This window comes from Empedobacter tilapiae (assembly GCF_004785645.1).
Classification (GTDB): domain Bacteria; phylum Bacteroidota; class Bacteroidia; order Flavobacteriales; family Weeksellaceae; genus Empedobacter; species Empedobacter tilapiae.
This window is the reverse complement of sequence record NZ_SRPE01000014.1, coordinates 12,378-36,325: the sequence shown is the minus strand read 5'-3', so window position 1 is coordinate 36,325 and position 23,948 is coordinate 12,378. Positions and strand designations below refer to the sequence as shown.

Genomic DNA, 23,948 nt, shown 5'->3' with positions numbered 1-23,948 from the left:
AGATAATAGAATACAAGTTTAGTTGTTTTAAATGAAGTTTGTATCTTTTATGTGAAATTGTAATTTATTATGAGATGTTTTTTGGATGTCTGGTGATATAAATATTACTTACTTCATAAATCAAGTTGAATGTTAACATAAATTTTATTAAATTGAATACAAAAATTGAATATCACTATTTAACTAAATTTGGAGCTTTAAAAGGTTTTTATAAATCAAATCCAAATTTAGAAAAGAAAACCCTTCTTGTGCTAGACAGCTCAGTTTGTTTAGACATAGTGAATATAGTTAATAAAAAAAATATTAATAAAGATTCTAAAAGAAAGGTATTTGAATTAATAAAATATTCACAAAAAAAATCAATGCCTCCTTTTGAAATATTTGCCCTTTTAGAATTATCATTAGATAAAGCAACATATAAATTAAATACAGAAAAATTTTTTGACATAAGTAATAAACTAATGTTTGCTTTTCAGATTCCTTTAGAAAGACTTAAAACAAATAATTTTGATTTTTCATCTAATTTTTTTTCAAGTAAAAAGCCAAATTTGAATAATGATGCATCTGTATTTGTTGAACAAATATTGATTCATTACAGTGCATTATTAAAAATTAGAGAAATAGCTAGTAAAGATTTGAGTAAACATAAGGCAAAGGAAAATATTATTGAATTTGTAGATTGGATGAACAATAAAATTGGACTAATTTTAGGTTTAGAATATCAATTAGCCTTTCAAATTTTTGGTGGAAATAATAGTTTCAATACAATGATTAAAGAAAATTCAAGTAAAGAAAAAACTTTAAAAGCTTTATGGGGAAGTTCTTGGGATCTGTTACATGCAAGATTGAGTAGGAATTCAAAACAATTGTCAGAAATTATTGATGAAGATGTTAACTCTATATTTATAACCAATGACAAAAGATTATTTGAATTATTGTCACCTCAAGTGGAATATTCGACTGAATTTGACAAAAGAAGAATTAGTATAACTACAGGAAAAAGCAATTACCCACCTTATTATGATGATAAATTTGTTGACGAATTAAATAAAAAAATTCTAGATATTTTTAAACATAAAGCTATGAAACAAGTAGAATATCCTAACACTGAAATAATAAAAAGTATGATTGCAAGTATGGAAAGTAATGTAACCTAATAAATATAATTTTATACCAAAAAAAAGCTCTTATCCAAGAGCTTTTTTGTTAAAGAAATGTTTTGGGTAAAAGTACTTTTTACCGAGCTTAAAACAAGGAATCGTCTTGTTTCTCCTCATGCGATACAACGTTTTGTCACTAACGTTAAGCAGCCTTTTTACATCTGCACTGTCGTAGAATCCGTGATCTTTGTCCGTGGGTTGTATATTCGTAATTAACTCTACTAAAAGAAGTTTTAACTCGTTGCTATCCTTCTCTTTTTGTGTAAAAAAGTAAGTGTTTTGCATACGCTTTAATTTACTTAATTTCAGTAAGATACATATTTTAATTAAATAAAACAAATCATAAGGGGAAGTAGGGATAGGGAGGGAGTGTCACTTTTTTTATTGATTTTCTGTTTTAATTATTCGAATTTCTTTTTTTTAATGTCACTTTTTACTTGACTAAAAAGTAACCAAAAAGTCAAGGCTGTAAAACTCTCGACTAAAAATGTTCTCATTTCACTAAAGATTTTAAAAACCCTACGGGCTAAAACCTTTTTTACGTTGCATTCAATCATTTTCTTAACGTGTGAGTTTTAATGCCGTTTTCTTAATTCTTTTTCAATATTCAAATTCACTTTTAACAACTAATTAAAACCGTCATTGCTGAAGAGTGGAGATTACTGTAAATAAGAATTTTAAAGCCGACATACGATTTGCAGACGAGATTCAATCCATTGAAACGAGCGTTAAAAAGATTAGTGAGCGATAGCGAGTCATTTAATATTTTTAGTGAGTAAAATGAAGATTGAACGTCGAAAATCGCAGTCTTGACCTTTTTGGTTCGTTTTTTCATCAAGGAAAAAATGAACATATAATTATTAATTAATTTGTAACAATTTTACCTAAGCTCCACTAGAGCTTCTCCTCTTTATCTCAAATGTTTTTGTGTCAAGGTAAAAATGAATGAAATATAGTTTTGAAAAACGAGAATAATCTTTTGTCACTTTTTTAGTCAAAAAAACTAACGAAAAAAGACTTGGCTGTAAACCTCTCGACTAAAAATGTTCTCATTTCACTAAAGATTTTAAAAACCCTACGGGCTAAAATCTTTTTAACGTTGCATTCAACCATTTTCTTAACGTGTGAGTTTTAATGCCGTTTTCTTAATTCTTTTTTAATATTCAAATTCATTTTTTAACAACGAATTAATAGACCGTCATTTGCTGAAGAGTCGAGTGTCATTTTTTTGCTTTAATCAACTTTAACAAAGTTTCTCTGTTCTTAGCACTTTTAGCCCATTGTGGCAAACGCGAAGCAATACTGTCGTTTTGTATGGGAATTCCGTTTCTATTTCGGTCTTTACTACCAATATAATTTTCAATAACTTCTAAATGCATTAGATTATATGCCCAGATAATTCCCCAAGGAGTTTCTATAATGTACCACAACGGAAAATTAAAATACGGATCGGTTTGCGAATCAAAAAACAAGATTCGAGCATATTTTGTAACTCCTTTACTATTCGTAAAAACAGGGAATTTGGGTGTATTGGCGTACTTTAATACATAAACACAATACGTGCACGTAAATTGTATTGCCTCTTCAAAACCAACCGTATTAGAAACAGGTTGCCCGCCCGAAACCACTGCTTTTTTACTACAACGCGGACATACTACAGCAATTGAATCAACAAAATCGATATTTTTTAATTGATAAGGATTGGTTTTCATGTAGAAAGAATTAGACATTGATTAATACTTTTCAATAAGATCTGTTTAATATTAAACAGCCGAAATTAAATCTATTAATGGTTATTATTTTCTCCTAATTTCTTTCCAATATTTAGCTTTCTCTTTGTCTTTTTCTATGCCGTTGCCACCACGGTTATAGATTTCGATAAGATTATTAATATAGCTTTCGTTTTCCTTTTTATCGTTGTAATATTCTTCGTAATATTTTGCCGCTTTGGCGTAATCTTTTGTGATACCGCCTTTGCCCGAAAAGTATAGATTGGCGGTTTCTAACATTCCTTTAAGGTATCCTGCTTCGGCAGCTTTTTCATAGCTCTCTAATTCTTTTTGTGATTGGCTGTTATCAGACAAACTGTATAAATCTCCTAAGTTTAAAAAGCCATAGTTATCTCCGTAATCAATTCTTTTCTGATACCATTCTGCTGCTTTTTTGTAATCTTTAGCATAATCTCCTTGTCCATGTTGGTATATCCAACCTATTTCGCCCATAGCATTTGTATTTTTCTTTTCCGCCGCTTTTAGATACCATTCCATTGCGGTTTTATGATTTTGAGCAATTCCATTTCCGCCGTTGTGGTATAAAGTACCTATTTTATACATTGCCTCTGACCTGTCTTTTACAGCTGCTTTTTTATAATACTCTTCCGCTTTTTTGTAATCTTTGGTAACACTTTTGCCTTGTTTATATAAGTCACCAATTCCTAATAAGCCAGCCACATCTCCCAAATCGACTGCCTGTTGGTAATATTCCAATGCTTTTGTTGTATTGCCATCTTTATCGGCATACCAACCCAAGAAATAAAAGCCACGCGGATGTCCCATCTGAGCTGCTTTTTGATACCACTCTTTGGCTTTTTCGTTGTCTTTTTTTGTTTCGTAAACTAACCCCAAATTGCGCATTGCCCAGCTATTGCCTTGTTTAGCTAACTTTTCGTATAACGGAATGGCTGCATCATAGTTTTTAGCATCGTGTTCTTTTTTCGCTTTTAAAAACTCAGGACTTTGTGGTTCGTCTATTTTTAGTACTTTCAAGGTTTTTTCGATACCGTACACCACTTTGTATTTTTCCATGGGTACATCGTCGCTTTTTAGTTTGTTGAGGTACGCCATATATTTAGTAACTTCTTCGTAAAGTGGCTGCATATTAGGGTCTTCAAAATTTCCCATATCGGTAAGGGAATACAAACTTTCTATTTTAAGATAGGATACATTAGGTGTCCATCTACCTAATTCTTTTTCGGTTTGGTTCAGGTGTTTTAGAGCTGTTTCGTAGTTTTCTTCTGTAAAAGCTTTTTCTGCTTCTTCAAACTCTATGCGGGCTTTTATATCGTTTTGCGCTTGGGCAAACGTAAAAGCAAAGATTAAAATTAAAAATGTGTATAGTTTTTTCATGATTGTTGTTGTTTAATTGTTGTTATTTTTAAAATTTAAGGCTTTTGAAAAACCAACTTGTATTTGAGAGAAATCTAATTCTCGTTTATTAAAAACAAGGTAATTGGTAAAACGGACAAAAATTTTATCACTCCCATTTCCTTTCGGCGGATAATAATAAATACCTCCTTTGAAAGCTAACATAGAATTATCTGATTTATTATAAAACTCTGACTTATTTAAGGTTTGCCAGATATATTTTGAACTTAATTCTATTCCAAAATTTTCAACTAATTTGGAATGTAAAGCTAATTCCCAATATTTGATATGGTTAACAGCCCTAATTTCGCTTAAAGCTTTGTTTATTAATGTGTCATTAGCAAATATTTTGCTGGACGAATACTGATAACCAGCTTTTAATTCTAAGGAATTAGATGGTCTAAAATCCCACCTTGCGAGAGTAAGGTCAATTCCTACAGAATAATTATATCGTCTGTAAATTTCGGTTGGGTTTACTTTTCGTAAATCTACCATAACCGTATCAAACTTACTATCTACTTTATTGTAATGTAAACTTGGTTGAACATAAGGTAAAAAATAAATAAACCTATTTGTCCAATTATGCCTGTTAAGGTAAAACTTCGCATTTGCTTCAAAATTAACCAATGAATTAGGTTGATCGCCCATTAATCCTAATAAATCCGTATAAGTTGTAAAATTTACCAAAGAGTTAATGCTTCCAGACTTTTTTAAATTTTTCACATTATAACCTTTATCTTTAATATTTGTTAAAGAAAATGTGTCATTGTTTGGTAAAAAACCAAAACGTTTTTTTGTATCTACTGTTAGTACATCACGAAATAGAATATAAGATTGTTCTTCATTATCATATAATTTATCATAACCTCTGTTATCGGTATAAATAATAGCAATAGGTGCTTTTTTATTAGAATATATTGTACCATTTGCTAAATACACTTTTATATATTCTAACATTCCTTCCTGCAAATCAATTTTTACACTATCAATTGCAATATTATTATCTACAATAGAGTCACTTATTTTGAATCGTTTTTCATTTGGGACAGGCAAGTATATGGTAACCTTTTCTTTTAGTCTTATTTCTCCTAAAGAAACTCTGTCATCTTCTTGCTCTTTCAGTGCTTTTTTTATTATTGCTTCTAAATCTGTTTTTGTTAGTGGTTTTTCTTCATTTATACTTTTTTTACTTATTGAATCAACCATTTTTATTTCCTCCTCAACTTTTTCATTACCCTGCCCACACACCCCGCCCGAAATCATCAAGGCGAAAAGTGCTAATAGTATTGTTCTCATGATCTATAATTTTTATGTGTTAATTATTTATTGTTTAAAGTGTATTCTCGAAAATATCAATTCGCATTTCTTCATATGAATAACCCCATGTTTTTTCATAAATATACATTTGAAAATATTTATACTTTCCATCAGGATCTTTTTCAGATAACGTAAGAGTAACCCAATATCCGTATGGATCAGTATCTTTTGTAATCAAAGGTTTTATTCCCGATGTAAAATCACTCCATTGTTGTGGTGTTATTTTTAATACTTCGCAGATTTCGTCAATGGTTAAATCTCTCGAGATATTATTTTTAGGTTTATCATAATATTTTATTTTTTTTCTCACTTCATAACCTTTTATACGGTCTTCGCCAGGATTATGTGTTTTAATTTCTTCAAGACAAAGCTTCCCTTGCGTGTCCTCGTAACTAGTTGTAAGACTTACTTTACCCCATTTTACAAATCTTTCATAATCCCTATCTTTAATTCTAGTATCCCATCCACTTCCCCATTTAGGTCTTGCCCACGTTGAAGGTACACTTTCTATTAAATTACGTACCGTTACCTCTGTTTTTGGAAATTCAGCAGCCAAACGATAAACCATTTCATTATATTGCTTTTTTAAATCTGCTGTGCGGTTTGCTTCTTTTTCGTAAGCATTTTTCCGTTTATCCAAATCCATTTTTATACGGTAAACGTCCATTTGTTTGTCTTCGCCAAGTGCATTTTTGTCTTTGTGCTTGTCGAAATCGGCAATGGCTTTTTCTAACTTTCGGTAATTGTCTGTGCTTTCTTTGACGGTAACAATTTGGTTGGTTATCATGACCTTCAAAAACAGCATCGGCGGGTTGGTGCTACCCAAAGCGGTTTCGGCTTTTTCCAAATAATCCAACGCTTCGGTGTATTGTTTGGCATCAAACTTTTCCTCAGCCATTTGATATGCCATTTTTGCTTCTAAACTGCTTTGTGCGTTGGCAACTGTTGCTACACACAAAAAGATTAAAATTTGTAAAAACTGTTTCATGATTTATTATTGTTTATTTGTTTATTATTTTGTTTTTTGTCATTTCGAGCTTGTCGAGAAATCTCTATTGTTTTGAGATTCCTCAATTCCGCTTCGCTGCATTCGGAAAGACAGGCGCTTTGTCATGTTGAGCGAAGTGCAACGGAGTCGAAACATTTCTGCATTTATAGCGTGAGATTCCTCAATTCCGCTTCGCTTCATTCGGAATGACAGGCGCTTTGTCATGTTGAGCGAAGTGCAACGGAGTCGAAACATTTCTGCATTTATAGCGTGAGATTCCTCAATTCCGCTTCGCTTCATTCGGAATGACAGGCGCTTTGTCATGTTGAGCGAACACTGAGCTTGTCGAAGTGGAAGTCGAAACATCTCTATATTTCATCATTCAAAAAAATCCATTCCGGATTAAATGATTCAATCAATTTTTCTTTTTTCTCTCTTCTCCATTTTTTTAATTGTTTTTCTCTGTTAATAGCTTGTTCAATCTCCTGAAAATGTTCATAATAGATTAAGTAAAAACAGTTGTATTTTGCAGTAAAAGCCTTTGAATTGGCTTCGGGATTTTGATGCCAATACAAACGTTCTTTTAAATCATTCGTCACACCGATGTACAATACAGTTTTTACTTTATTGGTTAAGATGTATACGTAATAATTATGCGTGCCTGTTGTTTTGTACATATTCTTTGCTTTTTTATGAGATTCCTCTGTCACTCCGCTATGCTTCGTTCATCGGAATGACACGCGCTTTGTTATTTTTTGTCATTTCGAGCTTGTCGAGAAATCTTTTCTTTTTTGAGATTCCTCTGTCACTCCGCTATGCTTCGTTCATCGGAATGACATGCGCTTTGTTATTTTTTGTCATTTCGAGCTTGTCGAGAAATCTTTTCTTTTTTGAGATTCCTCCACTTCGTTACACTTAGGTCGGAAAGACAGCCGCTTTGTCATGTTGAGCGAAACGACAGTGGAGTCGAAACATCTCTATTGTTTATAACATGAGATGCCTCGAGTGCCTCGGAATGACAGATGTTGAAGTGGAGGGATCTCAAGAGATCCTTCGACAAGCTTAGGATGACATTCGGCATGAGACCTTACTTACTCCAAAAGTCAACTTCTTTTTTTGTTTCCTTTTTAGGCTCTGCTTTTTTATCTTTTGTTGATGTACCCCAAAAGTCGGTTTCGGTGTTTTGGGTATTGTCTTGCTTTTTAGTTTCGGTTTTTGTTCCCCAAAAATCAGTTTCCGAAGTATTGGTTGTTGTATTTGGCTTTTGTTCTTTTACTTCCACTTCTTTTACAGCAAACTTGGCATTAGGTGCAACCTCTAACAGGGAACTGCGGTAATTTTCGGCTTCACTTTTATTGGTGAAATACCCCATTAAAACCGGACTGCTGATACCGGCGTTTTCAAAGGTTCGCTTTACATTGGATGTATAAGGATAAGTACCGTCGCTGTAACGATAAACAGGAATTATGTTGCTGATGCTCATCGGTACGCTTTGGTTTTTATCCCAATCGGCTTTGTTGCTGTTATAGGCAAATACATACAACACGGGAGCGGTTATTTTGTGTGCACTTAACGGCATTCCGCCTTCGGTATAGACTTTACCAATCTCCGTACGGATAGCGATTAAAGCGTCTAATTGTACTTTTTTTATTCGTGCTTCTTCTTCTGCGCGTTGTCTTTTCAGTTCTTCTCTTGCCTCATTTTCTGCTTTATTTGCCGAAATAGCAGAAGCAATAGTTCCTATAGCATTGGTATATCCTGAGTAATCATAGCCACTGGAACCTGTACTTATTACATTTGAATAAGCTTGTACAGCTTGGTTAGTAGATGCTTGCATTTGACTACCCATTGCCGATACTTGACGCATTTTTTGATTAAAAGCGGCATTGAGTTCTTCAATACTCGAATAACCACTGCCCAAATCTTTAGCATCTCGCATACCCTCTTTAGCTACCGACATCGCATAAAAGCTGGTACTCATATTATCCCAGTTTTGTTTAAATTCGGCATCGCGTTGTTGGCGTTCTGCTTCTTGGCGTTCCATTTTTTCGTAAATCTTATTCGCTGCTTCGCGTTCATAAACCATTTTATCTACTTTACGCGCGCCACCTAATTCTTTTTTATAATAACCACCAGCACCATCAGTAAAATATTCTCCTTCTTTAACGCCACTCAACTTATCTTTAAATTTAGAATCGGCAACAAAATTTTCGTCTTTCGGATACAAGTCTTTGTTGTTATTGTTTGAGGTTGTTGACTTTTTAGAAGAAGATCCCTCTCCCCAAAAATCATCGGTAGTTTTGTTGTTTGATGTTGTTTCATTAGACGTATCATTATTAGATGTCTCTTTTTTAGACGTTGTTTGCTGATTTTTAGTTTCGGCTTCTTTACGTTTCTTTTCTTCCTCCTCTTTTTTCTTTTTCTCTTCGGCTTCTTTCTTCTGTTTATCTAATTTTTCTTTTTCTTCCCGTTCTTTCAGACTAAGATTTTCAAAATCTGTAATTTTCATATTCATTACGCTATGTATAGCAGTATATAAAGGTGTCCCATAACTGTCTTTTCCAAACTGAAACCACTTTTCTTTTGCGCCATATTTTCCTCCTGTTGGTGTAAGAAAATAACGCATATAAACACCTCCCCAATCTGCAACAGATTTTGGGTCATAAACTTCACCTGGTTTTAATTCAATCGTATTCTCCGAAGCTACACGTTCTACATCTCCGCTATGAAAATGAACTTCATAATTAATCTTGAATTTTATTTTGTCTGTTGTTATATTCTTACAAACAATTTTTAAATCCTGATGTCCTTTTCCGGCAGTTACCCATTGGTAACTGTATAAAAGAACTACTTCTGAACGAGAACCAACTGTCGCTGGATTTGACCACTGCGATTGTGCCCTTGCATCTACTGCGATAAGCAAACAAATCATCCCGAAAATGCCTGCTATTGTTTTAGTAATAGTATTCATGCTTTTATAGATTATCATTGATCAATCAAAGTTATTTGTGGGAATCACATGAAACAATACCCACTAGAGGGTATTTTTAACAAAAAATTAAGTATATTTGATACAATTCATTCTAAAAATCATAAAATTTCAGCTTCTTTTATTTAAAATGCTTGTAATATGAAAGAATATGAAGACATAGAACAGAAACTTTTTCAGATAGAACGAAATCTCTCAAAGGATTCTTTTGATGTAGCCGATATTTCAGAAGTTATTCCTGCTTCCATAATGGTTCATGAGTTAAGCGATGGTATACCGCAACAAATTATTTACATGAACAACTGGGGCTGTAACAATTTGGGTGTAGAATTGGAAGAGCTAAATGCTCTACAAGCATATTATTACGAACAATTTTTTGTACAAGAAGATTTAGAAGATATTTACCCGAAAGTTATCCGTTATTGTAATGAAGGAGATCATGCTACGCAACTCAATTTTTTTCAGCGTGTAAAAGTTTATAAAGCCGATAAACACAGATGGTTTTACACCGTTTGTAAATTATTAGAAAAGAATGATGCAGATCAACAACGATTGATTATGCTTTCGACACCGATTGATGGTGTAGGAGCATTGATGGAGAAAGTAAAACGAGTGTTAGATGAAAATGAATATATTAGAAATAATTATAAGAAATTCGCTTTACTTACCAAACGCGAAAAAGAAATTCTAACTTTGCTAAGCATTGGAAAATCATCGATGGAAATTGCAGATCAGCTCTTTATTTCAAAAGAAACCGTTGCAACCCACCGAAAAAACATCATCCGAAAATTAGATGTAAAATCCTTTGCCGAATTGTTGCGATTTGCCCTAGCATTTGATTTGATTACGGATTGATTTTTTAGATATTAATGTAAACACACTAAACCTCTAAATATGACACTACTTAAGTTTGATGAAGTAAAAAAAACGTGGAGAGAGATTTCTAAAGATTACAAAACAAAGATTTCTCCTAATTTTGAATTAGAGATTTATAAAAAACTGTTTGACAGATTCCATCCTGGAAGCTATTATTACTATATTTTTAATGTTCTTGAAGCTAAAATGGAATTCGTAAGTCCTGAGATCATTAATGTTATAGGATATAAACCTGATGATTTCTCACCAGATTTAGTTATCCATAATATTCATCCTGAAGATCAAGATCGATTTGTACAATATGAACAGAAAGTAACTGATTTCTTTACTCAACTTCCTCCAAATAAAATCCTGAACTATAAAGTTCATTATGATTACCGAATACGTTGTGCTAACAATTGTTACAAATGGATTTTACAACAAGTTTCTACTATACAAAGTTCTGATAATGGTGGTGTGATAAGAGTTTTAGGTGTCCATACTGATATTTCACTTTTAAAAACTGATCATAAACCTCTAGGACTTTCGTTTATAGGATTAGATAGTGAACCTTCTTATTATAATGTATTATCGCCCAATAATAATTCAACAATTTACTGTTCTTTAACCAAACGCGAAAAGGAAGTTTTAGCATTATTAAGTGTAGGTAAATCTTCTATAGAAATTGCTGATGAACTATTTATTTCAAAACAAACAGTAGCTACGCACAGAAAAAATATCATCCGAAAATTAGATGCAAAATCCTTTGCTGAATTGTTACGTTTTGCCCTTGAATTTGATTTAATAAATAAAATTTAATACTCAACTTCAAGTTATATGATATTTTTATAATCATTTTTCTAATTCAAGTTTGCTTTTAACAACAAATTTATAGATCGTCATTGCTGAAGAGTCGAGTGTCAATTCGACGTAGTGAGCGTTAAAAATGATTTACTGTTCACATTTTATATGTGAATGATTTAAAGCATTTAGCGAGTAGTCGTTATTGACCGACTTGTAGGCACAGACTTGATGTTTTGTAATCACATACTCTGTTAGCACAGACTTTGCATTAAGGTAAAAGTTTAAAAATGTACCTAAGCTCCACTGGAGCTTCTCCTCTTAATCTCAAATGTTTTTGTGTCAAGACTTCCCCGAAGGGAATATGAATTCATTTGAAAACAATAATAACTCATGAGTAAAAATGAACGTATGTACCTAAGCTCCACTAGAGCTTCTCCTTTTAATTTCAAATGTTTTTTCATCAAGGTTTCCAGAAGGGTATATGTATTCCTTTTCTTTAATGTCACTTTTTTATGAGCAAAAAAGTAATCAAAAAACTCTTGGCTGTAAACCTCTCTACTAAAAATGTTCTCATTCCACTAAAGATTTTAAAAACCCTACGGGCTAAAACCTTTTTTACGTTTTATTCAACCATTTTCTTAACGTGTGAGTTTTAATGCCGTTTTTTTAATTCTTTTTCAATATTCAAATTCACTTATAATAACGAATTTTAAAACCGTCATTGCTGACAAGTCGAGATTACTGTAAATAAGAGTTTTAAAGTCGACATACAATTTGCAAACGAGCTTCAATCCATTGAAACGAGCTAAAAAAGAAATCAATAAACATATGTGGTTAAAAATAAAAACTTTAAAAAGCTTTTCGAAATTGAATTTAGAGTTTTAATTATTCTCTTAGTTTTTCTATATTTTAAAATGTCAAAAAAAAAGTTTAATATTGAATATTATTACACTATAAACTAAAAACGAGAAAAATGAAACTTGATGAAATTAAAGGCTATATTAAAAATTGGTCAATGTATCTAAAAGAAAATAGGGTAGAAGGATTAACAAAAATATTGAAGGATTATGAATATTTTGAATTTGAAAGTAATCCTAGTTTAGGAAGTGATTCAGAATATTTACATGCTTATATAGGAATTTCTGAAGATTTTAAAGATATTCAAATTTTTATAATTTCTGATTTCCATGATTGTAAGGAAAAAAAATCTGATATTTCGAACCATATTTCAATAGCTAATCTTATAAAATATACTAAAAAAGATACTAAAAAAGGGATGATAAAAGAAGTTATTGATGATAAGCGTGTTAAAAAGAGAATTAGTAGATGGAAAAAAGATCCATATTCTTATTTAAAAGAACAAGTATCAGGAGATGATAACTTAGTTCGTTGTTTTAAAATACCTACAGAAGACTTATTGACAACTAGTCATAGAGCATACTTTGCAATAAAAAAAGCAAGAACAGCAAAAGAAAAAGATTATAGACTTGATTTAATTATTAAAAATATAGAAAAAGATCGTATGCAAGAAGCAGAAATTAGCTATGATACAATACGATTAGTACCTCCATTCCCGCCAACAACAAAAACTTTATTTCTTTTAGAACATAACTAAGAAAAAAATGTTGACAGAAATATTAGATTTGGGAACATGGATAGTTCCCTTTATTCTTTTTATAGGCTGCACGGCAATTTATATTTTTCGAAATATAAAAGAATCTTACCAAAAAATAATTTATACTTATCTTTTACTCTCTTTATTCTTTGATCTAAGTAGCAGATATTGGTCTTATCGTTTTCAAGAAAACTTAAACTTTATAGCTCTTTTTGCACTAGTTGAATTGATTTTATTTTACCTATTTTATTATCTAACACTGTTACCTAAATTAAAGATTTTAGGTTTGATTCCTGCTATTTTACTATTTATTTATATTGTTTTAGATATCGTTAATATTAAAATAGAAACAGTTTTACATTTTCAGACATATACACGATGTCTTAGTTCTATTTATATAGTTGTAAGTAGTATTGTTTTTTATTTTTATATGCTAAAAGATAATTTTGTAGAGAAACAAATCCTAAAATTAAATGCTATCATTCTTTTATATTTTTCATTAAATTTTATTTTTTATTTGCCAATTAATTTTATTGTTAATGTTCCATTAAGTATAAGTTTATTGCTATGGTTATTCAACCTTTTTCTTCTTGTATTTTTTTATTTTTATTTGCTAACTCATCTTTGGCGTTATGGAAAAATCAAGAAACAATCATTTTTTGGATAGTAATTGTATTACTATTTGTTAGTGGGATTATTATTTGTTTAATTTATGTTTTTAATATGAATATTCGTCAGCGATACAAGAATAAATTGAATCAACAAAAAATGTCTCACGAGTATACTTTACAGCTAAAAGAAGCAACTCTGCAAAGTTTAGAAGAAGAACGTAAACGATTTGCGAATGATCTTCATGATGCAATTATTGGTAAAATGACAGCTATTCGGTATGGCTTACAAATGCAGATACCGATAGAAAAAATAGATGATATCTTGGGAGAATGTATTGAAGATTCGAGAAGGTTATCTCATAATTTATATCCTCCTCTACTAAAAGAATCATCTTTAAATGACTTGATACAACAATGTATTTCTCTTTATAAAACAGGTTACGAAATAAATTATTATACTGATATACGACGTGATATCAAATGGTCGGAGGAACAGAAATTACATCTGGTAAGAATTTTACAAGAACTTATTACAAATACACGTAAACACGCTAATGCTAGCAAAATAAATATTACAATAAAAGTAACGAATTGTGTAATTTTATTATATTCAGATAATGGATGTGTTTTGCAAACACCAAAATATACAGGACTAGGTTTAGATAGTATAAAAGATAGAGTTGCACAGTTAAAAGGTAAAGTAAAATTTTATCCCTCACTAAATGGATTTCGAACATTAATTGTTATATCATAATGAAAATAAAAATAGGAATTGTAGATGATGATTATTTAATTGTAGATTTGATGACAAAGTTTTTACAAGAACAACAAAATTGTGACATGCTTTTTTCTAAAACATCTGGACAGGAAGCAATCGATTTTTTAAAACAAGCAGAGGAATTGCCACATATTTTGTTAATCGACCTTAAGATGAAAGAAATGAATGGTGTAGAACTAACTCAATTTATAAAACATAATTATCCAGAATTATCTGTCATTATAATTTCATCACATTATCAAGATAGTTTTTTAAGCTTTATGATAAAGCATGGTGTAGCAGCATTTTTACCAAAAGGTATTTCTCTCTCTAAGTTAATAGATGTAATAAATGAAGTGAATAAACATGGATTTTATTTGTTACCGACACAGATTGAGGTGCTTAGAGATCAGATACCGTTATCTAATTCGGCTGCTCAATTTTTATCAGAGGGCATTACAGAACGAGAAATAGAGATATTAAAACTTATTGCAATGCAAAATACAGCTAAAGAAATAGGTGAACTACTATTTATTTCGACTCGAACAGTAGAAGGTCATAAAAATAATCTTTTTCTAAAAACTGGAACAAAAAATATTGCAGGTTTAGTTTTGTATGCTATTCAGAAGAAGATACTAAATCCTCAAGATATTTTTATAATTTAATTTATACAATATAACATTTATCATTCACCTATTAGGATTTCTTAATAGGTGATTTTTTTTTCAAAAGATGTATTAATTCTTGATTAAAACCTAGAATAGGTAAATCTACCTAATTTTTATTTTCCAGTGTTTTTACGCTGTTTTAGTGTATTTAGTTAAAGTAAGTTTGTTTTATTGGTATCGATAGCATAACAAAAAACAAACAATTATGGAAAACAAATATGGCTTTTATAAAATGACAGTAGAAGAGTTTAGAAATTGGATCAAAACGATACGAATTTCAAGAACCATATGTCAAATACAACAACATCACACCTACATACCAAATTATAAACATTTTGATGGAAGTAATCATTTTGAAAGACAAAAGGCCATGAAAGAATGCCATGTACAACAAAATGGATGGGCAGATATCGGCCAGCATATTAGTGTTTTTCCTGATGGCAGTATAGTAACAGGACGATCTTTTGAAAAATCCCCTGCATGTATTAGCTTTCAAAATGCACACGCGATATGTATAGAAAATGTAGGAAATTTTGATATAGGAGCAGATGTGATGACAGCACAACAAGCTAATACAATTATTTCAGTAACAGCAATTTTGTGTAAAAAGTTTGGGCTTCAACCTTCTGATAAATCAATTGTATATCATCATTGGTTTCGACTAGATAATGGAACTCGTAATGATGGTAATGGTTGTAATAAGACTTGCCCAGGAACTAATTTTTTTGGAGGTAATAAAGTAGTAAACTTTAAAAATAGTTTTTTACCACTAGTTATAAAAGAATTAGAAACACATAATTATAATCCTGTTTTACCTACAAATTGTGATTACGCAATGATTAATACTCAATCTCTAAATGTAAGAACTGGACCAAATGTTAACTATAATATAAGTAAAGATGTAGCTGCAGTTTATTATGGCGCAATCATTAGAATAGTTGATACAAAAGATAATTGGTATAAAATATCTCAAGATAAAGAGTGTTGGATTTCTTCAAAATATACCAATAAGGTAAAAAGAGCAATAGTAGGAGCTCCTTCCCTTAATGTACGAATAGGAGCTTCATCAGAATATAAATTGATAGGTGTTTTGAAAAAAGGAGATGAAGTTTTTGAATATGAAAAGAAAGAAAATTGGATAAAAATAGGATTGGACGATAAATGGGTAAATCAAAAATATTTACAATACTAATCTTATTCCTTTTTTCATATTTCAAAAATTGTTTAAATAAAATGGAGATCAGAAACCATTACAAACGGGGCGTATTCCGAAAAGCCATAAGAGTAGGGAAAGATAAATATTAAAAAAAATGGGAACAATTATGACTAATGATAGAAAAGATGAAGCAGCAGTTACATCAATTGAACGTGAAGTAGTTCTAGATGAGAAATGTTGGGTAGTTTGTACAAAGGAGTGGTATAGACATCATGAAGTTAAGGAAGGTGAAGAATTAATTTACAATTCGAAAGGGACAAATAATACTAATGCCGATACAGTACTTAGGGTTAAGTATATAATTGGTCCGCATAAGTTTGCGTGTACTGGTCCAGATAAATTAAATGGATAATTGTCTTTAAAATCAAACCCTTTATCAGTTAGGAATTAAATCTTACTTATTAAGATAGAAATGGAGTCCAGAAACCATTTAAACGGGGCGTATTCCGAAAAGCCAGATGAGTAGGATAAAATAAAATTTTAATTATGGAATTTCAATTAGGGGTATCTCTTATTTTTTTAAAAAGAGATTTAGCAGTAGTTGTAAAAAATGAAAAGAAAGAAAAAGTTATTGTAAAAGAATATCTTTTAACACCTACTTCAGTAGAAGCAAATGAATCATTTACAATTGGAGAAATTAAAGATGCTTTTAAAAAAGTATTTGGAAAAGATGAAAAGGAAACTGAAAAGTTGATAGAGGGTAATTTGAAGGAAAATAATAAAAAAGATTCACCTTTTGATATCAATAAAATAAAATTCTATTTAGATACTGTCTTTTTATACAAAAAAGCATATTATAAAGTAGTTGATAACAATGAGGTTGAGTGTAAAGAGGATGGAAGTGACCTAAAAGCAACAGATAAAAAAGCTGAATGGGAATATGCTTTATCTATAAGTATAGATAGTAAGGATTTCTTCTCAGATTTAGCTGGAATGTTTTCTATTAATGCTGTTAGTTTTTCTGTTTGGAATACTGAACGTACTATTGTTAAAAGAATGATGAAATTAGGTTCAACAGAAGAAATTTTTAAACAACTAGAAACGACTGTAAAGGTTATTGATTAAGATGAAATTACTTCCTCTCCATATTAATGCGCTATACTTAGAATCTCCAGAACAAGTTATCGGCCAAGATATTCGTTTTGAAAATATACCTTGGATGAATGAAGAAAAAGGTGTATTTGAAAATCCCAATACACCTTTAGAGACAAATTCTATTATACCTAGGCCTTTTTCTTATGATAATGCTATTTATCTGGAGAAGGGAGTTCATTTACACTTTGTATTACCTGCTCATTTTAAAAAGTTCGATGAGCAAGGTAATCTTCCGCTTGCGCCTAATCGTTGGTATGTTAAAAATGAACGTACAGGTAAAGAATATGTTATAGAAAGTGATTATATATGGAATGTATATGACGAAAAATTATTTAAATATAATACTTGTACGTATGTAGAAGGTGAGGAAGGAAAAGATTTTAATTTTCATTATGTTGGAAGAAGATATAGCCTTGATGAATGGAACACAAGACCAAAACATACTAATTATTTAAAGAGTCTCACAGCCTTAGGCTGGGGTTCTATGTCTTTTGATGTGCATTACCCTAACTGTCGTTCTATTTTTGGTTTTCATGATCCCGATGGAAATGAGAATGATGTTTATTCTATTATTGGTTGGGTCGATAAAAAAGAAGAATTTATTGTCGCAGGTCGATTTAAGCTAGAAGAATCTACGGGAAAATCTAAATTAATAAATTTTGATGTTTCTATTGCGAATTCTTTACAGGAAACGCTTGTTGCATTACTAACGGATAAAAATAATGATACAGATAAAATTAAGATAGAAGAGCAAATAGAATCTATATTAAATTTTGACGAGTTAAATGACTTAAAGTTAGATTGGCTTTCACGATTAAGAATAAAAAGACACGAAAAACAATTCAATAAAATTTCTGGGACTACACAGTATATTATCAATATAACTAAGAATAACATAAATGTAGCTAGTGATGGTGATGATATTGATAATGAAGTAGTTGAGTATGATATTGATGTATCCAATTTTTCATACAATTTAAATGAAACAATAGATGAAAGTAATATAACAGAAAGCAATTCAGATGAAATTATTAGAATATTAAATACATTGATATTTGACAGTGAAATTTCAGTAAATGAAAAAATTATAGAGAAAATTTCATCTCAAATTAAAACAAATTTTAATGAATTAACACAAAAAGACTCAAAATATAAACTCACTGAAAATTTGTATTTTTTAAATAGACAATTAAATGAATATGAGCTTGAGTGTTTTAGATTGAATACTGAACTCGAAAGTTTGTATATTCATTGGTCTACCTATTTAAATGCTTTATTTGTAAATAAAAACAAAAACATAAATAAGATTAAAAGCGATCTTAAACTTTTAATTTCTCAAATTAAAAAATTAAAAGCTAGAGTTGGAACTTTTGAAAGTAAACTAGAAACTTCGAAAGAGGAATTCGAAAATAAATTGAAAGGTTACTATCAAAAATATTTAACTTTTCAGTTCGTTAATGCAATTTTAAAAATTAGTAAAAAAGGTGTAACTGAAGAAGGGAAAAGTGAAATTATATTAAAAATAAAAGAATTATATAATAAAAAAATAGATTCAGAGCTTAATCTTTCTCAGATTAGTAAAACAGATTACTACGAATCATTGCCCCCAAGTGTAATTATTTCTACAGAAAATTCAAAAGAAAATTCGATATTCAATTTGTATTCAGATAAATATAAAAATGAAGAAAATCAGAATGGAAAAGATAATATTATCAATGTAAAATTTGATAATATTTGGGATGAGTTTACAAATAATGACATATTAAATCAACCTTTATTTCAAAAAAATATTAAAGTTGATGAATGGACTACTTACAAAGTAGAATGGGAAGCTAGTTTTTTACCTAATAAAGAAGGGCACTATATAAATAACTCGGGTATTTTTAATGAGGATTTTATTTCTAACACTTATGGTCTAGATGAACTTAATGCAGATATTATTAAAAATAATGATGTAGGTAATATTGCTTTCATGCCCAATTCTAACACCTATTATGGTAATGCATTTGTAGGGAATACAGTAAAAAAACATCTATTAGATACTTTAAAAGAAAATAGTGAAAAAATTGAAAATAAAGTAAATAAGAATATTGTTGGTGTTATTAATAACGCTATAGATAATTTAAATAAAACAGATGTTTTAGAATTGACACTATCTGATTTTAACAATCAATTATTACAAAGAAGCAATGCGTTAACTGTATTACCATTAATTCCTAATGGTTTTTCTGATCATCAAAATCTGGCTAAAGAAATTACTGATTTACTTACTTCAAATAAGAAAAATTTAAATTTATTAACACCAAATAAATACTCTGTTTTTAACCCTTTTCGAAATGGTGCATTTAGATTAAATAGTTTACGAATAGTTGATTCCTTTGGAAGAAATATAATTATACAACCAACAAAAACACTTACAACACAAAATCAAAAGATAAACAATAAACCGCAGTGGATTGAGCTTCCACCAAGATATCTACAGCCTGCTTCGGTTGATATAGATTTTGATGTAACAAGTACAAACCAACATTCTTCGCCAGTAATAGGTTGGATTATACCTTTTTATTTAACTCAAAAACTAGAGTTTTTCGATACAAATGGTAAACATTTAGGATCACTTGATGATAGTGGTAACTGGGAATCATCCCCTTTTGAAATTACTATTGCAAAAAGTGGTGAAAATTATAAAGAGATTATTGAGAATATACATTTAACTAGGATTGTCGATTGGATAAAAATTAAATGCAAAAAAGGAGAGAGAAAAACTAAATTTATGTCTGCTTTTATCAAGAATACTCAGGATGCCATGGCTAATTGTTTTCCTGAAGATAATAGTAATCCATCTCTTTTAGAAACTATTTCAACCATTCCAATTGCTATTACATTAGTTAATATAAATTTATATACAAAGGGTGAAGCTTTGTACGATTTAAATTTTGATGAAAAAATTAGTATCAATACTTATGATAATCAGAGACAATATGATCGTGTTAAAATGCCGATGTCTATAGGAGATGTAAATCAGTATAATGATGGAGTATTAGGTTATTGGCATGGTGATCTAGATTCATATTATAAAGAAATTGAATTCACTAATGAGGCTAAAATGCCAAACTTAGAAAGTGAAATTTATTTTGAAATGGATGGCTCTCTTTTAAAAGGAATTTATACAGGTATTAATTCTAAAAAGAATGATAAAAAAAACTATTTAAGATTAAATGAAAACAGAAATTCTTGTAAAAGATATGTTTTAATGCATCCTAAAGGAAGTTTAAATGTAAAAACTGGTTTTCTACCTGTTTCTAGTACCAAAATTCCTTTTGACCAGATTAAAAACGCATTAAAAAAAATAGAACTAACTATGCTAACAGCTCCAATTTTAACAAAAAAAGAATCATTAGAAATGTCTTTATCTAAAGATTCTCGTTACAGATGGTCTTGGATCGAGCTACACAAAACAAAAAAAGACGAAAATCCATCTTTAGAAAATAATTCTATAAAAACTGAACTAAAAAAGAATCGGATAACGCAAGACTTAGCTATTGAATTGAAACAAGGACAATTTAATAGGTATAAAAAGTTTTTTGATGAGAACGAGTTTTTGATTTACGATGAAAATCAAAACAAAGAAGACAATATCTTCTATATAAACGAAGAAAAATGGATGGAATTATTCAATAAAGAAAACAAAGATGAAAGGGAGTTAGAAATATATGAATTATTTAAAAATAACGTAATGTCTATTCCTCCATTTAATGTTAACAGACCGTCTAACTCTAGAATGGTTTTAAAAGAAGGTTGGTTAGCTATTAAATCCACAAAAATATAAGCAATGGCAAAATTAAAATATTATTTTCCTTTAGATAATGTCATTAAAAATGGAATTGTTACCTCTGATGAAAACAATGAGAGTGATAAAGATAATTCTAGTAAAAAAGAACAACATTTAATTAAAACAAGATATACTACAGTCGATATAAAAGCTATAGGAGAATTAGACTCAAGTTTTGATGAATATAAAGGATCATATATCGAATTAAAAAAAGAGGCAGAAATTACAATTGGTTTTAATGATGTTTTTAATAGTGTTATTGAAAATGGAGATGTTTTGTTTAATTTTTTTATAAGATTTGAAAATAGTGATTCTGCTAATTTTTTAGAATTAATTCCTAATAAAGTAGCAGATCAAGAACTGGAAAAAAAAACGGATCAAGAATCTCAGAAAGAAAATGATGCTTTAAAGATTAAGAAAGATAATGGTAGTTATTCATTGGTTTTTATAGAACAAAAAAGAGGAAATACAAAAGAATCGGGGGTTAGAAAAAACACTTGGTACAACTGCACCCTTCATTTAAAAAAAGACCAAATTGTCGATTTATATATAACGGATGAAAAGCAGCTAATATCAAAAGAACCTATCATAAGTACTAAAATAAACACAAAGATTTTTAGTCTGTTATTTGGTGCTAACAAAAATGAGCAAAGTGTTAAAATAGCTGATCTTTCTATTTTTGAAAATGTAGCGCAAGATGAAGTTATTTCTACAATTAATTCGTTAATAGAAACTCATCTCGTATTGTTATCTAAAAGTACAATGCTAGAAAATGTAGATTTTAATCTCTTCAATGATGATGATTCAAATAGCTTAATACTACAAAATGAAGTTGTACCCATAAAATTTGAATTTAATCTAGGTGATTTTCAAATTAAAGACGATGAAAATAGAAATAAAATCAGAGGTATACTTAGAGTAAAAAAAGGTTTTTTAAAAAATACATCAAATGATCTAAATGAAAATGATGATTCAAATGAAAATAATGATGAAATAAGTTTTACAATTGATCCTAATATAAATGAGAATAAACTTTCTGCTATCTTTAATAACATAGAAATTCTTAATTTGCTTGAATTAGAACGTGTTTTATTTCAATTAGAAATTTACAATTTAACCTTGGTTAAAGATGATGATAATTTTGAAGAAAACTTTACAAAAAACAATCCACTTATAATAGACAAAACCTTCGATGTAATTGATAATAGAGGAAAAAATATTTGTCCGTTTGACGTTTTTGTTTTTGGAAATGATACTTTGTACAATGGAGATGATAATACATCGCAGTTAATAAATATCAATATTATCAATGTTTTGGAGATACCTGTTGAATTGAATTCTAAAAGTAAATTTTCACTATCTTCTCCTTACATAAATGATATTCTAAAAAAAGATTCTTTAAGTACTACAGAGGTGCAAATTACTTCAGAAAATGTACTGCTGGGTTTGTCTAAATATGAAAGATCAAAATTTAATTGTCAGGTATTTAATAGGTTGAAGTTAGCCAACGATTTTACGGACTTAGACAGCGTAGAAATTAATTACGATAGCGAAAAACTGAATAAAGCTTTTTATAAAGGAATTTTTAATGAAGAAATTGCAGTTGGAAATAACCTTGAATCCTGTCTTAATAAATATATTTTTAAAGAGATCTTAAATTTAAACAATTGGGAAAATATTTCTATAAAACTAAATGAAGTAAAACAAAATTCGTTTTATTCAAAAAAAATAGACCATCTTATTAAGGATATCGCAGACGAGAAAAATTTTATTAAATTAACAAATTGCATAAAAGAAGTAGCTAATAGCTTAAATAATAATCTATATATAGAAAAGTATAGAAAGATTAAAGACGAGTTAGTTGTAGAATCTAAAGAAAAGCAACTATTTGGTGATATCACTAATTTATTGTTAAATAGTATTATTTATAGATATTATTCTGATGAGAATTTTTCCGCAAAAAATATCAGTATAAGATTATCCAACATCAAAGTAAATAATACTGGTATTAATAACCCTTCTGGCTCTTATCCTTTTTATTTAGAATACAGAAATATTCCAGGATACAGAAATGGGAAAGTTAAATTCTTTATTAAAACAGGAAGAGTATATTATTCAAATTAAAATTTTAAGAGAAATGGAGGAAAAATTACATGCTCATATCGATAATCTAATGTCAAAAGATGCTAATATTGACAAACTAACAACAAATAATGCCAATTTCGATACATTAAAATCAAAAGATGCTACAATAGATAAAATAACATCCGAATTCTTAAAATTAAAACAACAAATAGAACTCTTAAGTACGGAATTAAAAGTAGTAAAAGATTCTACAGAATTAATTATAATTTCTAAAGATAATACTGAAATCAAAAACAAATTATGTATCAGTCAATCTTATAAAGACAAAAATGATAATATTGTATCTATTCAATCTGAAATAGTTTCGGTTCCTATTGGTACTATTGTGGCATTTTATGGTGATAGAATTCCTGATGGCTGGGCTTTGTGCGATGGTCACTTCAATAAATTTCTAAATGACTGGATGCCAGATTTAAAAGATAAGTTTGTCAGAGGAGCCCATTCTATTGTCAAGAATCGTGATTGGGGTGGAGATGATCTAGTTACCCTTAAAGTTGAAAATTTACCTGATCATAATCATAGATATTATGAATCGTGGGTGATACCTACGCAAAAAGGTGCAGCTTCTGGAGGTTTTGGTACTAATTATCCATACTATTATAATCATAATTATGATTTTAAATCAAGATTAACAACGTCAGGAAGTTCGGAAAATGGAAATTCTTCTAATATGATATCCAAACCATTTAGTATAGTACCAAAACATATTCAATTAGCTTACATCATGAAAGTTAAATAATTAAGATTTTATAG

Annotated in this window: 20 protein-coding genes; 13 read left to right on the top strand and 7 right to left on the bottom strand. The window is 29.7% G+C overall.

Translation table 11 applies throughout. The annotated features are described in order from the left end of the window. Nucleotides 1-152: 152 nt before the first annotated feature. Nucleotides 153-1,157: a hypothetical protein gene (locus tag E4J94_RS15950; RefSeq protein WP_135836783.1), complete on the top strand. Its 1,005-nt coding sequence runs from the start codon at nucleotides 153-155 to the stop codon at nucleotides 1,155-1,157. Nucleotides 1,158-1,187: 30 nt separating this feature from the next. On the opposite strand, the gene E4J94_RS15945 is transcribed toward E4J94_RS15950, so the two are convergent. The 7 genes from E4J94_RS15945 to E4J94_RS15915 form a co-directional block, all read right to left on the bottom strand. Then, a complete protein-coding gene (locus E4J94_RS15945) occupies nucleotides 1,188-1,445 on the bottom strand; it encodes a helix-turn-helix domain-containing protein (RefSeq protein ID WP_135836782.1) in 258 nt (85 codons plus the stop codon). Between the two features lie 935 nt (nucleotides 1,446-2,380). Continuing rightward, nucleotides 2,381-2,890: a hypothetical protein gene (locus tag E4J94_RS15940; protein WP_135836781.1), complete on the bottom strand. Its 510-nt coding sequence runs from the start codon at nucleotides 2,888-2,890 to the stop codon at nucleotides 2,381-2,383. Between the two features lie 66 nt (nucleotides 2,891-2,956). Continuing rightward, entirely contained in the window at nucleotides 2,957-4,285 is a 1,329-nt protein-coding gene (locus E4J94_RS15935) for a tetratricopeptide repeat protein (protein WP_135836780.1), read from the bottom strand. Nucleotides 4,286-4,297: 12 nt separating this feature from the next. Further along, the gene (locus E4J94_RS15930; protein WP_135836779.1) at nucleotides 4,298-5,599 is read right to left on the bottom strand and encodes a hypothetical protein; all 1,302 of its coding nucleotides are present in this window, start codon (nucleotides 5,597-5,599) and stop codon (nucleotides 4,298-4,300) included. Between the two features lie 34 nt (nucleotides 5,600-5,633). Continuing rightward, entirely contained in the window at nucleotides 5,634-6,608 is a 975-nt protein-coding gene (locus E4J94_RS15925; protein ID WP_135836778.1) for a hypothetical protein, read from the bottom strand. Between the two features lie 368 nt (nucleotides 6,609-6,976). Continuing rightward, complete coding sequence (locus E4J94_RS15920) at nucleotides 6,977-7,285, bottom strand: GIY-YIG nuclease family protein (RefSeq protein ID WP_135836777.1); 309 nt, start codon at nucleotides 7,283-7,285, stop codon at nucleotides 6,977-6,979. Between the two features lie 410 nt (nucleotides 7,286-7,695). Beyond that, complete coding sequence (locus tag E4J94_RS15915; protein ID WP_135836776.1) at nucleotides 7,696-9,579, bottom strand: hypothetical protein; 1,884 nt, start codon at nucleotides 9,577-9,579, stop codon at nucleotides 7,696-7,698. 159 nt (nucleotides 9,580-9,738) lie between these two features. On the opposite strand from E4J94_RS15915, the gene E4J94_RS17950 reads away from it, so the two are divergent. From E4J94_RS17950 to E4J94_RS15855, 12 genes are all read left to right on the top strand, one after another. After that, entirely contained in the window at nucleotides 9,739-10,452 is a 714-nt protein-coding gene (locus tag E4J94_RS17950) for a LuxR C-terminal-related transcriptional regulator (protein ID WP_317129229.1), read from the top strand. A 39-nt stretch (nucleotides 10,453-10,491) separates the two neighbouring features. After that, nucleotides 10,492-11,271 (top strand): LuxR C-terminal-related transcriptional regulator, encoded by a 780-nt coding sequence (locus E4J94_RS15905; protein ID WP_135836775.1) that lies wholly within the window; start codon nucleotides 10,492-10,494, stop codon nucleotides 11,269-11,271. 958 nt (nucleotides 11,272-12,229) lie between these two features. Continuing rightward, complete coding sequence (locus E4J94_RS15900; RefSeq protein WP_135836774.1) at nucleotides 12,230-12,871, top strand: hypothetical protein; 642 nt, start codon at nucleotides 12,230-12,232, stop codon at nucleotides 12,869-12,871. A 10-nt stretch (nucleotides 12,872-12,881) separates the two neighbouring features. After that, the gene (locus tag E4J94_RS15895) at nucleotides 12,882-13,538 is read left to right on the top strand and encodes a hypothetical protein (RefSeq protein WP_135836773.1); all 657 of its coding nucleotides are present in this window, start codon (nucleotides 12,882-12,884) and stop codon (nucleotides 13,536-13,538) included. Nucleotides 13,539-13,639: 101 nt separating this feature from the next. Beyond that, nucleotides 13,640-14,236, top strand: a complete 597-nt coding sequence (locus E4J94_RS15890; RefSeq protein WP_135836772.1) for a sensor histidine kinase — start codon at nucleotides 13,640-13,642, stop codon at nucleotides 14,234-14,236. After that, a complete protein-coding gene (locus E4J94_RS15885; RefSeq protein ID WP_246034356.1) occupies nucleotides 14,236-14,904 on the top strand; it encodes a response regulator transcription factor in 669 nt (222 codons plus the stop codon). The genes E4J94_RS15890 and E4J94_RS15885 overlap by 1 nt, the downstream gene beginning before the upstream one ends. Before the next feature lie 208 nt (nucleotides 14,905-15,112). Then, entirely contained in the window at nucleotides 15,113-16,099 is a 987-nt protein-coding gene (locus E4J94_RS15880) for an SH3 domain-containing protein (protein WP_135836770.1), read from the top strand. A 118-nt stretch (nucleotides 16,100-16,217) separates the two neighbouring features. Then, entirely contained in the window at nucleotides 16,218-16,475 is a 258-nt protein-coding gene (locus tag E4J94_RS15875) for a hypothetical protein (RefSeq protein ID WP_135836769.1), read from the top strand. A 134-nt stretch (nucleotides 16,476-16,609) separates the two neighbouring features. Continuing rightward, a complete protein-coding gene (locus E4J94_RS15870; RefSeq protein WP_135836768.1) occupies nucleotides 16,610-17,188 on the top strand; it encodes a hypothetical protein in 579 nt (192 codons plus the stop codon). Nucleotide 17,189: 1 nt separating this feature from the next. Continuing rightward, on the top strand, nucleotides 17,190-21,047 hold the full coding sequence (locus tag E4J94_RS15865; RefSeq protein WP_135836767.1) for a hypothetical protein: 3,858 nt from the start codon (nucleotides 17,190-17,192) through the stop codon (nucleotides 21,045-21,047). 3 nt (nucleotides 21,048-21,050) lie between these two features. Further along, nucleotides 21,051-23,174, top strand: a complete 2,124-nt coding sequence (locus E4J94_RS15860) for a hypothetical protein (RefSeq protein ID WP_135836766.1) — start codon at nucleotides 21,051-21,053, stop codon at nucleotides 23,172-23,174. Continuing rightward, on the top strand, nucleotides 23,122-23,934 hold the full coding sequence (locus E4J94_RS15855) for a phage tail protein (protein WP_135836765.1): 813 nt from the start codon (nucleotides 23,122-23,124) through the stop codon (nucleotides 23,932-23,934). The genes E4J94_RS15860 and E4J94_RS15855 overlap by 53 nt, the downstream gene beginning before the upstream one ends. The last annotated feature ends 14 nt before the right edge of the window (nucleotides 23,935-23,948 follow it).

Coding starts and splice junctions, on each gene's coding strand:
- E4J94_RS15945 (WP_135836782.1), bottom strand. CDS start 1,445: ATGCAAAACACTTACTTTTTTACACAAAAAGAGAAGGATAGCAACGAG.
- E4J94_RS15940 (WP_135836781.1), bottom strand. CDS start 2,890: ATGTCTAATTCTTTCTACATGAAAACCAATCCTTATCAATTAAAAAAT.
- E4J94_RS15935 (WP_135836780.1), bottom strand. CDS start 4,285: ATGAAAAAACTATACACATTTTTAATTTTAATCTTTGCTTTTACGTTT.
- E4J94_RS15930 (WP_135836779.1), bottom strand. CDS start 5,599: ATGAGAACAATACTATTAGCACTTTTCGCCTTGATGATTTCGGGCGGG.
- E4J94_RS15925 (WP_135836778.1), bottom strand. CDS start 6,608: ATGAAACAGTTTTTACAAATTTTAATCTTTTTGTGTGTAGCAACAGTT.
- E4J94_RS15920 (WP_135836777.1), bottom strand. CDS start 7,285: ATGTACAAAACAACAGGCACGCATAATTATTACGTATACATCTTAACC.
- E4J94_RS15915 (WP_135836776.1), bottom strand. CDS start 9,579: ATGAATACTATTACTAAAACAATAGCAGGCATTTTCGGGATGATTTGT.
- E4J94_RS17950 (WP_317129229.1), top strand. CDS start 9,739: ATGAAAGAATATGAAGACATAGAACAGAAACTTTTTCAGATAGAACGA.
- E4J94_RS15905 (WP_135836775.1), top strand. CDS start 10,492: ATGACACTACTTAAGTTTGATGAAGTAAAAAAAACGTGGAGAGAGATT.
- E4J94_RS15900 (WP_135836774.1), top strand. CDS start 12,230: ATGAAACTTGATGAAATTAAAGGCTATATTAAAAATTGGTCAATGTAT.
- E4J94_RS15890 (WP_135836772.1), top strand. CDS start 13,640: ATGTCTCACGAGTATACTTTACAGCTAAAAGAAGCAACTCTGCAAAGT.
- E4J94_RS15885 (WP_246034356.1), top strand. CDS start 14,236: ATGAAAATAAAAATAGGAATTGTAGATGATGATTATTTAATTGTAGAT.
- E4J94_RS15880 (WP_135836770.1), top strand. CDS start 15,113: ATGGAAAACAAATATGGCTTTTATAAAATGACAGTAGAAGAGTTTAGA.
- E4J94_RS15875 (WP_135836769.1), top strand. CDS start 16,218: ATGGGAACAATTATGACTAATGATAGAAAAGATGAAGCAGCAGTTACA.
- E4J94_RS15870 (WP_135836768.1), top strand. CDS start 16,610: ATGGAATTTCAATTAGGGGTATCTCTTATTTTTTTAAAAAGAGATTTA.
- E4J94_RS15865 (WP_135836767.1), top strand. CDS start 17,190: ATGAAATTACTTCCTCTCCATATTAATGCGCTATACTTAGAATCTCCA.
- E4J94_RS15860 (WP_135836766.1), top strand. CDS start 21,051: ATGGCAAAATTAAAATATTATTTTCCTTTAGATAATGTCATTAAAAAT.
- E4J94_RS15855 (WP_135836765.1), top strand. CDS start 23,122: ATGGGAAAGTTAAATTCTTTATTAAAACAGGAAGAGTATATTATTCAA.